Raw genomic sequence first — 13,808 nt, 5'->3', positions numbered from 1 at the left:
CTAGGAGGGCTGCTTCCTAGTTTTTTTATGTCAAAGGTTTGGCGGAATAAACTAATTTGCGATAACCACGCACCTGCTTCTTAATTTTTTATGTCAAAAGTTTAAAGGAATAAACAAATCCGCCATTAATCATGAACATTTATGTCAAAGGTTGACGCAATAAATAAATTAGCGAATAATCATGTACGTGCTTTTTAGTTTTATTGTTTTGTCATAGGTTATTTGAGCGAATAAGTTTTTTTCGGAATAAAGAGTTTGTGCTATAATAAAAGATGTTAACTTTTACATACAGTCGGGGGATGAACATGGCACAATACACGCCAATGATACAGCAATATTTAAACATCAAGGCAGACTATCAGGATGCCTTTTTATTTTTTCGTTTAGGCGATTTTTATGAAATGTTTTTTGAGGATGCCATCAAGGCTTCTCAAGAATTGGAAATTACGTTAACAAGCCGTGATGGCGGGGGCGAGGAAAGAATCCCGATGTGCGGGGTGCCGTATCACTCAGCCTCAAGCTACATCGAACAGCTCATTGAAAAGGGCTATAAGGTGGCGATTTGTGAACAAACAGAAGATCCGAAACAAGCAAAAGGTGTTGTGAAACGGGAAGTCGTTCAGCTCATTACACCAGGGACATTAATGGAAGGAAAAGGGTTAGGCGAGAAAGACAACCAATATATTGCTTCCGTTACGGTCTTTGAAGCGCTTTTCGGCTTAGCTTTGACGGATATTACGACAGGGGAATCATATGTCACCCTTCTCTCCACAATGGAGGACTGCTTGGGCGAGCTTTATTCCCGCCAAGTGAAAGAGATTGTAGTGGCAGATGATTTTCCTGAGAAACTGAAAAAAATGATATTAGAAAGACAGCCTGTGACATTTTCGATTGAAAAAGACGCAGCTTATCTTGAAAAATTAGACAGCATTGCAGGACATTTGCAAGATCAGCGGCTGAAAATAACGTTTGCAAGGCTATACAACTATTTAGAACGGACGCAAAAACGGACGCTTGAGCATTTGCAAAAGGTGGAGTTTTATCAATTAAATCAATATTTGAAAATTGATATGTACTCGAAAAGAAATTTGGAGCTGACCGAGACGATTCGATCGAAAGGAAAAAAAGGCTCCCTTCTTTGGCTGCTAGATGAGACGAAAACAGCTATGGGCGCGCGTCTGCTGAAGCAATGGATTGACCGTCCGCTTATTGACAAAAAAGAAATTGAAAAGCGGCAAAATATTGTTGGAATGTTGATCGACCGCTATATCGAAAGAGAAGAACTAAGGGAATTGCTGAAGGAAGTATACGACTTAGAAAGACTGTCGGGAAAAATTGCGTTCGGAAATGCAAACGCAAGAGATCTGATTCAATTGAAAAAGTCGCTTGAAAAAATTCCTGAGATCCGCTCAATCGTTGCTTCGTTAGGAATTGCTGATTCAAAGCAAATAAAAAAAGAAATTGATCCTTGTGAAAGCTTGAAGGAGTTGCTTCAAAAAGCGATTATCGAAAACCCGCCGATTTCAGTCAAAGAGGGGAACATCATTAAGGACGGATTTAACGAAGAATTGGATCGCTACAGAGATGCAGCGAGAAACGGAAAAACGTGGATAGCAGAGCTGGAAAAGAGAGAAAGAGAGCTGACAGGAATTAAATCGCTTAAAATCGGCTACAACAAAGTGTTTGGATATTATATTGAAGTAACGAAAGCGAATCTTCATCTTTTGGATGAAGGAAGATATGAACGGAAACAGACGCTGGCCAATGCCGAACGTTATGTAACACCAGAGCTGAAAGAGAAAGAAGCGTTGATTTTAGAAGCGGAAGAAAAAATCGTTGATCTTGAGTATGAATTGTTCGTGCAAATTCGCGACGAAGTAAAGCAATATATTCCTAGATTGCAGCTCTTGGCTAAAAAGATTGCCGAGCTTGACTGCCTGCAATGCTTTGCTGTAATCAGCGAAGAACGACATTATACGAAACCGTCCTTTTCCGACTCCGAGCTTTACATTAAAGACGGTCGTCATCCAGTCGTAGAAAAAGTGATGGAATCCGAAAACTATGTTCCGAATGATTGCTGGATGAAAGAAGGAAGGAACATTCTTTTAATTACCGGTCCAAACATGTCAGGAAAAAGTACGTACATGCGGCAAATTGCTTTAACGGCTGTTTTGGCGCAAATCGGCTGCTTTGTCCCTGCCAGCGAAGCGGTTCTGCCGATCTTTGACCAAATTTTTACTAGAATTGGAGCGGCTGACGATTTAGTATCAGGGCAAAGTACGTTTATGGTGGAAATGCTGGAAGCCAAAAATGCGATTGTACATGCCACGAATCAAAGCTTGATTTTATTTGATGAAATCGGGCGTGGGACATCGACATATGACGGCATGGCGCTTGCTCAAGCGATAATCGAATACATTCACGACCACATCGGAGCCAAAACATTGTTCTCGACCCATTATCACGAATTAACCGTGCTCGGAGATGAATTGCAAAATGTGCAGAACGTCCATGTTAAGGCAATAGAGGAAAACGGAAAGGTTGTTTTTCTCCATAAAGTGGATGAAGGGGCGGCTGATCAAAGCTACGGAATTCATGTTGCTGAGCTTGCGGAACTTCCTGAAATTCTTATCCAAAGGGCAAAAGAAATATTGAGCAAACTGGAAGGAGACAATCAGAAAGAGAAACATACACCATCCGTCATCGAGCATTCGGTGGAACCGAGCATCGAGTATTCTGCGGAGCCAAGCCAGCTTTCTTTATTCGGCGATGAAATAGCAGAGAAGAAAAAAGAGCCGGCAGAGAAAAAGCTTTCATCAAAGGAAAAAGAGGTGCTCTCCATCATTTCTTCCTTAGATCTATTGGATATGACGCCTCTTGAAGCATTAAACACACTGTATGACATCCAAAAGAAATTGAAATAGGTGATGATGATGGGAAAAATCATCCTTATGGATGCTAGTTTATCCAACAAAATTGCCGCTGGGGAAGTCGTGGAGCGGCCGGCTTCTGTTGTGAAAGAACTAGTCGAAAATGCGATTGATGCAAACAGCACAGTGATTGAAATTGAGGCGGAAGAAGGCGGTTTGGGCAAAATTCGCGTCGTGGACAATGGGGACGGAATGGAGCCAGATGATTGCGAAAAGGCGTTTAAGCGGCATGCAACAAGCAAAATTAAAGATGAAGCGGATTTATTCCGCATCCGAACTCTCGGCTTCCGGGGCGAAGCGCTGCCTTCGATTGCCGCCGTTTCTCATCTGGAAATGAAAACTAGCACTGGGGATAAACCCGGGACGAAAATTACTTTAATCGGCGGGAAGGTAACAGCAAAAGAGACAGCATCAAGTCGAAAAGGAACGGACATTACGGTCACGAACCTGTTTTTCAATACGCCGGCGCGATTGAAGTATATGAAAAGCTTGAATACGGAGCTTGGGAGAATAACCGACATAGTCAATCGTCTTGCGCTGAGCTATCCAAACATATCGTTTAAATTTACGCATAACGGCCGGCGGCTTCTATATACGAACGGCAAAGGAGATGTACGGCAAGTTCTTGCAGCGATTTACGGGGTTCCCATTGCGAAAAAAATGTTTCCAGTCCATTTCCGTTCGCTTGATTTTGACATACGCGGCTATTTATCGTTGCCGGAAGTGACAAGAGCATCCAAAAACTATATTTCTACGATGATCAACGGGAGATTTATTAAAAATCATTCCATTACGAAGGCGGTGGAAGAAGGGTACCATACGCTCCTGCCTATAGGGCGTTTTCCGGTCGTCTATCTTCATATTGAAATGGATCCGATCTTAGTGGACGTAAATGTTCATCCTGCCAAACTGGAGGTCAGAATCAGCAAAGAAGCGGAATTATTTGAAGTCATCGCAAAAGGCATCCAGGATGCATTTAAGAAAAAAGAGCTTATCCCAACCTCTGATACAGTCAAAAAGAAAAAAGAGCACCCGGTAAACGTGCAGCAGGAGATCCAATTTGAACATCTGATCAATGAGGAAAAACAGGATCCAGAATGGACGTTTCAACCAAAAACGGCTGATAATCAATGGAAAGAAGATGATTTGTATTCGATTGATCATAGAGGAGCGGATGAAGAGCAGCAACAATCCTTTTCCTCTGAAAAAATAGCTGAACCTAAAGTTGTCGATGGAGAAACTGAAGTACAAGAGTATTTGCCAAATAACAACGAAGAACATGAAGAGAAGGTTTCGGACAATAATACGTTGGATGAAAGCCGAGTTCCTCCAATGTATCCAATTGGACAGATGCACGGCACTTACATTTTGGCGCAAAATGAAAAAGGATTATATATAATCGATCAGCATGCTGCCCAAGAAAGAATCAAATATGAATACTTTCGCGAAAAAGTTGGGGAAGTGGCGAGCGAAGTGCAGGAAATGCTTGTTCCCCTAACACTGAGCTTTTCCTCTGATGAAGTCATGGTGATCGAAGAGCATAAAGAAGAGCTGGCTGAGGTCGGAGTGTTTTTGGAGAATTTTGGACCGAACACCTATATCATTCGATCTCATCCAACATGGTTCCCGCAAGGTGAAGAAAAAGAAATTATTGAAGAGCTGATCCAGCAGGTGCTTAATGAAAAAAAGACGGATATCCACAAGCTTAGAGAAGATGCAGCCATCATGATGAGCTGCAAAGGATCAATTAAAGCGAATCAATATTTAAACAATGAAGAAATATTCGCGTTGCTAGAATCGCTAAGAAAAGCGTCAGATCCATTTACTTGCCCTCATGGCCGACCGATCATCATTCATTTTTCCACCTATGAGCTCGAAAAAATGTTTAAGAGGGTTATGTAATAGTTTTCTGCTGCATGTAAAAGATCGTTGTCAAGTTATGAGGTAAATGGAGATGGGAGCAATGATTGGACAAAAGTTGTTTTTTTCGGATTAGAGCAGTATAAAGAGAATATGAAATCAATTGAAAAGAGTATACTCTATGATGAAAAAGGGTATAATACATTGGTGTTTTCTTAAAAATCATGATACGATGAAACAGTGAGTATTTTTTGAAAGTGTGGTCAATATGGAAGAAGAAAAGGATAGACTTGTTGTTTTAATTGGCCCAACTGCTGTCGGAAAGACGAAACTAAGCATTGAATTAGCCAAAAAATTAAACGGCGAAATTATCAGCGGCGATTCCATGCAGATTTATAAAGGAATGGATATCGGAACAGCAAAGATAAAAGAGCATGAAATGGAAGGAATCCCCCATCATTTAATTGATTTAAAGAATCCCTCGGAAGAATTTTCCGTTGCCGAGTTTCAAGAGCTTGCGAGAAAAGCAATTGCCTCGATAACAAAGCGCGGAAAAATGCCGATGATTGTTGGGGGAACAGGCTTGTACATTCAAGCGGTTCTATATGATGATTACCAATTTTCCGATATTCAATCTGACCCTGAAATAAGAAAAGAACTGGAAAATTTTTTGCATGAGCATGGGAATTTAGCATTACACGAGCGTTTACAGGAAATTGACCCTGACAGTGCGGAGCGAATTCATCCAAACAATGCTAGGAGAGTCATCCGTGCTTTAGAAATTTTCTATAAAACAGGAAAAAAAATGAGTGAGCATATAAAGGCGCATGAAGCAAATGAGCGCTATCATACCGCCATTATCGGCCTTACGATGGACCGCGATGTATTGTATCAACGCATTGATAAAAGAGTTGACGAAATGATTGAGGAAGGTTTGATTGAAGAAGCAAAATCGCTGTATGATTCTGGAGTTCGCGGTGTACAATCTGCGCAGGCGATTGGATATAAAGAATTATACGATTTTTTTGATGGCAAGGCTTCTCTTGCAGAAGCAATTGAAACGTTGAAAAAAAACACAAGAAGATATGCGAAAAGGCAACTAACATGGTTTCGAAACAAAATGAATGTCAAATGGTTTGATATGACTCCGCCTGTCTCGATGGAAGAAAAAGTTAGTGAAATTTTTCATTATATAGCAGGAAAGCTTCTTTCTGAGAAGAAATAATAAATTATAGAGGATATGAGGAGGACGAATGATGAAGCAACCGATAAACATTCAAGATCAAGTGTTAAATCAGTTACGAAAAGATGGCACTTACGTGACCGTGTTTTTATTAAACGGTTTCCAAATTAGAGGACAAGTAAAAGCATTTGATAATTTTACGGTCCTCATCGAATCAGAGGGCAAACAGCAGCTCATTTACAAGCATGCGATCTCAACATTTGCACCGCAAAGAAATGTACAAATTGACATTGAAGCATGACGAAAAAACCGGAGATGATCTCCGGTTTTTTCATGAGAAGGAAAGGTTTCGTGGCAGCGGTTCCGATATGTCAGGTATTTTTCTATCTTCAATCCATGTTTTCCTAATTATCGGCTAAACGCAGATAATTTGAATGGTCGTTATTTTTGCCCTTCGCTAATATTTAACTGACCTGTCCTAGAATCTGTACTTGTCCAGGCCGCAAGCCACCCAGGCTTCAGAAAAATACTGCTTAGTTTTTATTAAGACATAGATGAAAAAAAGGTTTGTACTACTTGGCTTTCAGCATAAATATTAATAATAACAACCTTTTTCCATGACGTGTTCCTTTAAACAAAGTAGATGTAATTTAGAAGATAAATATAAAAATGAGGTGAAGCCTGTGGAGCGAGCGGTCACCTTCAAAAATAACGGCCAAATGAATATTGTCTTAGGACAAAGCAAAACTGAACTTGAAGGTAAAAAGGAAAAAATCGCGACATATGATCTTTCCATTTCCAAAGCGGCTGTCGAACATAGTGTATTAAAAGAGATTGAACAGGAGATGGGCGCATTAGTTGGAATGGAAGAAGTGAAAAGATTATTAAAGGAAATATATGCATGGATTTTTGTGAATAAAAAAAGAGAAGAACAGGGGTTAAAAACCGGAAGGCAAGCGCTTCATATGCTGTTTAAAGGGAATCCCGGAACGGGAAAAACAACGATCGCGCGATTGATTGGAAAGCTTTTTTTCCAAATGAATGTTTTATCGAAAGGGCACTTAATTGAAGCGGAGCGGGCTGATTTAGTAGGTGAATATATCGGCCATACAGCACAAAAAACGCGCGATTTGATCAAAAAATCACTTGGCGGAATTCTTTTTATTGATGAGGCATACAGTTTAGCCCGCGGAGGAGAAAAAGATTTCGGAAAAGAAGCAATTGACACCCTTGTCAAACATATGGAAGACAGACAGCATGATTTTGTGTTAATTTTAGCTGGATATCCAAGGGAAATGGATCGTTTTTTATCTTTAAATCCCGGACTCGAATCCCGTTTTCCGATCGTAGTTGATTTCCCAGACTATTCAGTCGATGAGCTGATGGAAATAGCAAAATTAATGATGAAGGACAAAGAGTATCGATTTAGCCATGAAGCTGAATGCAAATTGAAAGAGCATTTGCTAAAAGTGAAATATGCGACTCACCCAACGAACTTTTCAAATGGAAGATATGTTCGCAACATTATCGAAAAATCTATACGGGCACAGGCAATGAGGCTCCTGCTTTCTGATAAGTTTGGCAAGGAAGATTTGCTTCTTGTAAAAGAAGAAGATTTAATATTAAACGTATAAGCAGCCCCTAGGCTGCTTTGCTTGATTATTGAAAAGAATTGATTGATAAATCTTTATTTAAATGGGCTTTGAAGAAAGCTCCTGTTTCATTGCTGCACATAATTTACACAAATTCGTTTATTTTTCTCACATAGTTTAGAAAAGAATGACGGCAGCCATTTTAATTGGCTAAAACGATTAGAATTTGATACTCTTAACGTTGACTCAATAAGGTTTTCTAGCGTTGAAGTGCATTGATGATTTAAGTTTGATAATCTTTATTTTGACTCAATACGTTTCTGTTTTTAAAGCATACTGAAGATGATTTAGTTGAGTCCTAACATTGAACTTAGCAACGTTTCTAGTCTTGAAGTGTGCTGAAGATGATTGGAGTTTGAATCCTAATTTTGAACTTAGCAACGTTTCTAGTGTTGAAGTGTGCTGAAGATTATTTGAATTTGAACTCAGTACGTTTTGTTTTGAAGTGCGCTAAAGATAAATTGAGTTTGATCATCCTACCTTTGAACTCAATAATGTTTCTAATGTTGAAGTGTGCTAAATGATCCTAACTTTGAACAGAGTACGTTATTGTCTTGAAGTGCGCTAAAGAATGGTTGGAGTTTGTATCCTAATTTTGAACTTAGCCACGTTTCTAGTGTTGAAGTGTGCTGAAGTTGATTTGAATTTGAATCCTAATTTGAACTCAGTACGTTTTGTTTTGACATGTGCTGAAGATGAATTGAGTTTGATCATCTTACTTTTGAATTCAATACGTTTCTTTTGTCTTAAAGTGCACTAAAGATGATTTAAATTTGATAACCTTACCATTGAACCGTTTATCGAAGGTTTAATTCATAACGCATAGCTTATAAATTTGCAGCATAATTGGAGGAAGAAGACGAGTGGAAGAGAAAGAACAGGTGATTCTCGTTGGCGTCAAGTTCATGGAAACCGATGAAGAACAGTTTTTTTATTTAATGGAAGAGCTGAAATCGCTCACGGCTGCTGCGGGCGGCCAAGTCGCAGCTGTTTGCACACAAAATCGACTGAGGGCAGAACCATCTACATATATTGGAAAAGGAAAAGTTGATGAGATTAAACAGCTTATCGAAACGACAGAGGCAAATACCGTTATTTTCAATAATGAGCTGTCGCCAAGCCAGCTGCGAAATTTAGCTCGTCTGTTAGAGGTAAAAGTGATCGATCGGACTCAGCTAATTTTGGATATTTTTTCAAAAAGGGCGAAGTCAAGAGAAGGGAAACTTCAAGTTGAGCTGGCACAGCTTGAATATTTGCTTCCGAGACTTTCGGGACATGGATTGAATCTATCTCGGCAAGGAGGAGGGATCGGGACAAGAGGTCCGGGAGAAACGAAGCTTGAAACGGATCAAAGGCACATCCGAAATCGCATTCACGATATAAAACAACAGCTGTCCCATATTGTTTCCCATCGCGAGCGTTATCGTTCGCAAAGAAAGAGAAATCATCAAACTCAAATCGCTCTTGTTGGCTATACCAACGCAGGAAAGTCAACGCTGTTCAATAAGCTGACAGCTGCTGATTCATTTCAGGAGGATATGGTGTTTGCCACATTGGATCCTATGACAAGGAAAATGTTTCTCCCATCCGGCATGAAGGTGCTCATGACTGATACTGTCGGCTTTATCCAGCAGCTGCCAACAAGCCTTATCGCTGCTTTTCGTTCTACGTTAGAAGAAATAAAGGAAGCAGATTTGCTTTTACATATCGTCGACAGCTCTCATCCTGACTATATTCAGCATGAAAACACTGTGAATGAATTATTAAAAGAATTAGGAACGGACGGATTGCCTGTTTTAACAGTGTACAATAAAAAAGATCAACAATTAGAGCATTTCTTTCCTTCTTTAAAGGAAGACTATATTGTCATTTCTGCTTTTTGCGACGAAGATATAGAACGGTTAAAAACAGCTATTGAAGAAAAATTAAAGAAAAAAATGCATCCTTACGTTGTCTCCGTTCCAACAGGTGATGGGAAACGTCTATCGTTGTTAAAAGCAAATACGCTCGTTTCAACCTTGCAATTTGACGAACAAAATCAGCACTATATCGTTTCTGGTCTAGTGTTTCGCGACCATCCAGTATATGATCAAATTATGAAGAATAAGTAGAAAGGGTTTTACAGATGTTTCAATATTTTACACATGGAAAAAAAATTATGGACATAGCTCAAAAAGTAGAAAAAAAAATAAAACCATTTCACGAAGAAATTGACAAAGTAGTGGAAGTAAATCAGCTTCGCGTGCTCAGAAGCTTTCAAAAGCATCGGGTGAGCGATTCCCATTTTATTCCCTCAACAGGATACGGATATGATGATATCGGCAGGGATACATTGGAAGATGTTTATGCCGATATTTTTGGATGTGAAAAAGGACTTGTCCGGCCGCAAATCATTTCTGGTACACACGCCATTTCAACGGCTCTCTTCGGCGTATTAAGGCCCGGCGATGAACTCATCTATATTACCGGAAAGCCGTATGATACGCTTGAAGAAATTGTCGGTATCCGTGGAAAGGGGACAGGCTCTTTAAAAGAATTTGGCATTTCTTATCAAACAATTGATCTGACTCCTGAAGGACGAGTTGATTTTGACCGAGTAAAAGCGGCAATCAGTGATAAAACAAAAATGATCGGAATTCAGCGTTCTAGAGGATATGATGTCAGACCGTCATTTTCCATTCAGGAAATTAAGGAAATGGTTTCTTTCATCAAATCAATCAATGAAAAAATTGTTGTTTTTGTCGATAATTGCTACGGTGAGTTTACCGAAGATCAGGAGCCGGGACATGCAGGTGCTGATCTTATTGCAGGCTCTCTTATAAAAAATCCTGGAGGAGGGCTTGTGAAAACGGGAGGATACATCGTTGGAAAAGAAGAGCTCGTGGAAGCTTGCGCGTACCGGCTCACTTCGCCAGGTATCGGAAGGGAAGCCGGTGCAATGCTTTACAGTCTTCATGAGATGTTTCAAGGTATTTTTCTCGCTCCGCATGTTGTTGGACAAGCGCTAAAAGGAGCGATTTTTACCGCTGCAATGCTGGAAGAAATCGGGTTGCGAGTCAATCCTAGCTGGAATGAGAAAAGATCAGATCTAGTTCAGTCCGTTCAGTTTGATAATGCAGATATGATGATTGCGTTTTGCCAAGCGATTCAATCTGCATCGCCCATAAACTCGCATGTAACACCGGTTCCAAATGAAATGCCGGGTTATAGCGATCAAGTCATCATGGCGGCCGGGACTTTTGTCCAAGGCTCCAGCATCGAGCTTTCAGCGGATGGACCGATTCGTCCTCCATATGTGGCATATGTGCAGGGAGGCTTGACGTTTGAACATGTCAAAATCGCTATTTTCCATGCCGTCAATGAATTAATAGAAAAACGATTAGTCGAACTATAAAAAAACATTTCATCTGGTTCAGCGTTCTGCTTACGGTTTCTAGGGTAGTTCCGATCATATTTGCCAATTCTCGATTCGTTAAATGGGCTGTCAAACGATAAAGTTTTCCTTGTATAAAAAACCATGTTAAATTTTATGACATTATATTGACATGATATCTTACATTCATCTATAATGTAGATAAGCAAAAGGAAGGAGGGGCTAAAAGAGCATGAATGATCAAGACCGCCGTTCCATGCCGTTGTTTCCAATCAGCATCGTAAAACAGCTGACGGAACTATCTGCCAGACAAATAAGATATTATGAAGAACATGGTCTTATTTCCCCTGCGAGAACGGAAGGCAATCGCCGATTATTTTCCTTCAATGATGTCGATAGATTGCTTGAAATTAAATCGTTGATTGAGCAGGGTGTCAATATGGCAGGTATTAAGCAAATATTTGCGTATAAAGAAAACGAACAAGAAAGACAAACTTCCGAAAGATCCTCATTGGCAAAAGAAAAATCAGATTTATCTGATGCCGAACTTCGCAAACTATTAAAGGAAGAACTTCTCCATGCTGGAAGAATGAACCGTGCAACATTAAGACAAGGAGACCTTTCACGGTTCTTTCATTGATAATATCGCTATATAAATTTATTTTTTATATATGAGAGGAGAAATAATATGCCAAAGTACACAAAAGAAGATATTATTCGTTTAGTCCAAGAAGAAAACGTAAAATTTATCCGCCTGCAGTTCACTGACATTTTGGGAACGATTAAAAACGTTGAAATCCCTGTTTCCCAATTAGAAAAAGCGTTGGATAACAAAATAATGTTTGACGGATCATCTATTGAAGGATTTGTCCGCATTGAGGAATCTGATATGTATCTGTATCCTGATTTAGATACGTTTGTCATTTTCCCGTGGACAGCGGAAAAAGGGAAAGTTGCCCGCATAATTTGCGATATTTACAATCCTGATGGAACGCCTTTTGAAGGAGATCCGCGCAACAACTTAAAACGAGTACTGAAGGAAATGGAAGAGCTCGGATTTACCGCTTTCAATTTAGGTGCTGAGCCGGAATTTTTCTTATTCAAACTGGATGAAAAGGGTGAACCAACATTAGAATTGAATGATAATGGCGGATATTTTGACCTTGCGCCGACTGATTTAGGCGAGAACTGCCGCCGCGACATTGTGTTGGAACTTGAGGAAATGGGATTCGAAATCGAAGCTTCCCACCACGAAGTAGCACCTGGTCAGCATGAAATTGACTTTAAATATGCAGATGCCATCAAAGCTTGTGATGACATTCAAACATTTAAGCTTGTTGTGAAAACCATTGCCCGTAAACACGGCTTGCACGCAACATTCATGCCAAAACCATTGTTCGGCGTCAACGGTTCAGGTATGCACTGCAACCTTTCTTTATTCCGCAATGGTGAAAATGCATTCTACGATCCAAATACAGAAGATGGATTAAGCGAAACAGCTCTACAATTCATTGCAGGTGTTATCAAACATGCAACAAGCTTTACAGCTGTGACAAACCCAACTGTCAACTCTTACAAACGTTTAGTGCCTGGCTACGAAGCTCCTTGCTATGTTGCATGGTCCGGCCGCAACAGAAGCCCGTTAATCCGGATTCCTGCATCTCGCGGCATGAGCACTCGTATTGAAGTGCGCAGCGTTGACCCATCTGCAAACCCATACCTTGCCATGGCTGTACTCTTGAAAGCTGGTCTCGATGGCATTAAAAACAAATTAACTCCGCCAAAACCAGTAGATCGCAACATTTATGTGATGACAAAAGAAGAACGCATCGAAAACGGCATTGTCGACCTTCCAGCAACATTATATGAGGCGCTTGAAAACTTAAAACAAAACGAAGTCATTGTCAGTGCTTTAGGATCCCATTTATTCGAACATTTCGTCGAAGCAAAAGAGATCGAATGGGATATGTTCCGCACTCAAGTGCACCCATGGGAGCGCGAACAATACATCACTCAATATTAATCCCGAAACCCCTTGACGCTCAAGCGTTGGAGGGGTTTTATATTTGTGGGTGAAAACAATAAATCTAACTTTCAATAAAAAGCACCCACAAAACACCCACAAAAATTGAAAAAAATTACTCCATAATTGATGAGGTGTATTCTTCATATTTACGCATCGAATCTTGATCAACCGTGAAAGCAGATTTACGGCAAATTCAATTATTCCACACAGACAGAGGCAATGAATTCAAGAAAAAGACAATTGATGAAGCTCTAGATACTTTTTAGATTAATCGGTCGTTAAGCATGAAGGGTTGTCCCTATGACAACGCAGTAGCTGAAGCAACCTTTAAAATTATCAAAACAGAATTTGTTAAAAAATATTTCGGAAATTTAGACCGATTGAAACTGAAATTAGATGATTATGTTCATTGGTTTAATATATTAGAATCCATGGAACACTTGGGTATTTAAGCCTGCTGGAGTACAAAGAGAAACACCTCAAACAGAAAAAAGGAATTTTAAGTAAAAACTACCAATCATTTTTCAGATCATGTTCTTATTTTAGATCGTAGGAACCGATCGAATAGACCTAAACCTAAACCAATTTTCCCTGAATGAAATGTTAAATATGGTCTCACTCTTCCTTCAATTGAATGAGAAGGGAATGAGCCGGATGTTTACTTTATTAAAACAGATGGGTCAGGTAAAATGGTTGATACAACATGGATTTCATTGTCGGCAGGCAAACTTTGAAATCTGTTTTAAACGGAAATAAAAAAGAGTCGTCGACCCCCAATCGTGCA

Annotated in this window: 9 protein-coding genes and 2 pseudogenes; 10 read left to right on the top strand and 1 reads right to left on the bottom strand. The window is 39.8% G+C overall.

The window, feature by feature from the left end; genetic code table 11:
* Positions 1-305: 305 nt before the first annotated feature.
* The 7 genes from mutS (at position 306) to NSR00_RS05015 (ending at position 11,019) form a co-directional block, all read left to right on the top strand.
* Positions 306-2,924, top strand: a complete 2,619-nt coding sequence (gene mutS, locus NSR00_RS05045) for a DNA mismatch repair protein MutS (RefSeq protein WP_340787414.1) — start codon at positions 306-308, stop codon at positions 2,922-2,924.
* Positions 2,925-2,933: 9 nt separating this feature from the next.
* Positions 2,934-4,832: a DNA mismatch repair endonuclease MutL gene (gene mutL / locus NSR00_RS05040; protein WP_340787412.1), complete on the top strand. Its 1,899-nt coding sequence runs from the start codon at positions 2,934-2,936 to the stop codon at positions 4,830-4,832.
* A gap of 226 nt (positions 4,833-5,058) precedes the next feature.
* Positions 5,059-6,015 (top strand): tRNA (adenosine(37)-N6)-dimethylallyltransferase MiaA, encoded by a 957-nt coding sequence (gene miaA / locus NSR00_RS05035; protein ID WP_327856312.1) that lies wholly within the window; start codon positions 5,059-5,061, stop codon positions 6,013-6,015.
* A 31-nt stretch (positions 6,016-6,046) separates the two neighbouring features.
* Positions 6,047-6,274 carry an RNA chaperone Hfq gene (hfq, locus tag NSR00_RS05030; RefSeq protein ID WP_066246428.1) on the top strand — a complete coding sequence of 76 codons (228 nt, stop codon included), beginning with the start codon at positions 6,047-6,049 and terminating at the stop codon, positions 6,272-6,274.
* Positions 6,275-6,692: 418 nt separating this feature from the next.
* Positions 6,693-7,607: a stage V sporulation protein K gene (spoVK, locus tag NSR00_RS05025; protein ID WP_261308695.1), complete on the top strand. Its 915-nt coding sequence runs from the start codon at positions 6,693-6,695 to the stop codon at positions 7,605-7,607.
* 881 nt (positions 7,608-8,488) lie between these two features.
* On the top strand, positions 8,489-9,736 hold the full coding sequence (hflX, locus tag NSR00_RS05020) for a GTPase HflX (RefSeq protein WP_082830231.1): 1,248 nt from the start codon (positions 8,489-8,491) through the stop codon (positions 9,734-9,736).
* 14 nt (positions 9,737-9,750) lie between these two features.
* On the top strand, positions 9,751-11,019 hold the full coding sequence (locus tag NSR00_RS05015) for a methionine gamma-lyase family protein (protein ID WP_063386742.1): 1,269 nt from the start codon (positions 9,751-9,753) through the stop codon (positions 11,017-11,019).
* A 7-nt stretch (positions 11,020-11,026) separates the two neighbouring features.
* Here NSR00_RS05015 and NSR00_RS05010 read toward each other — a convergent pair.
* Positions 11,027-11,131: pseudogene (locus NSR00_RS05010) on the bottom strand (helix-turn-helix domain-containing protein); the annotation flags it as partial.
* Between the two features lie 99 nt (positions 11,132-11,230).
* Here NSR00_RS05010 and NSR00_RS05005 point away from each other — a divergent pair.
* From NSR00_RS05005 to NSR00_RS04995, 3 genes and pseudogenes are all read left to right on the top strand, one after another.
* Complete coding sequence (locus NSR00_RS05005; protein ID WP_130158320.1) at positions 11,231-11,638, top strand: MerR family transcriptional regulator; 408 nt, start codon at positions 11,231-11,233, stop codon at positions 11,636-11,638.
* A gap of 48 nt (positions 11,639-11,686) precedes the next feature.
* Entirely contained in the window at positions 11,687-13,021 is a 1,335-nt protein-coding gene (glnA, locus tag NSR00_RS05000; protein ID WP_327862723.1) for a type I glutamate--ammonia ligase, read from the top strand.
* Between the two features lie 173 nt (positions 13,022-13,194).
* A pseudogene (locus NSR00_RS04995) lies at positions 13,195-13,511 on the top strand (IS3 family transposase); the annotation flags it as partial.
* Positions 13,512-13,808 lie beyond the last annotated feature (297 nt).

It is taken from the genome of Aeribacillus sp. FSL K6-8394 (genome assembly GCF_038008865.1).
Taxonomy (GTDB): Bacteria; Bacillota; Bacilli; order Bacillales; family Aeribacillaceae; genus Aeribacillus; species Aeribacillus composti.
This window is presented reverse-complemented; position numbering and strand designations above follow the sequence as displayed.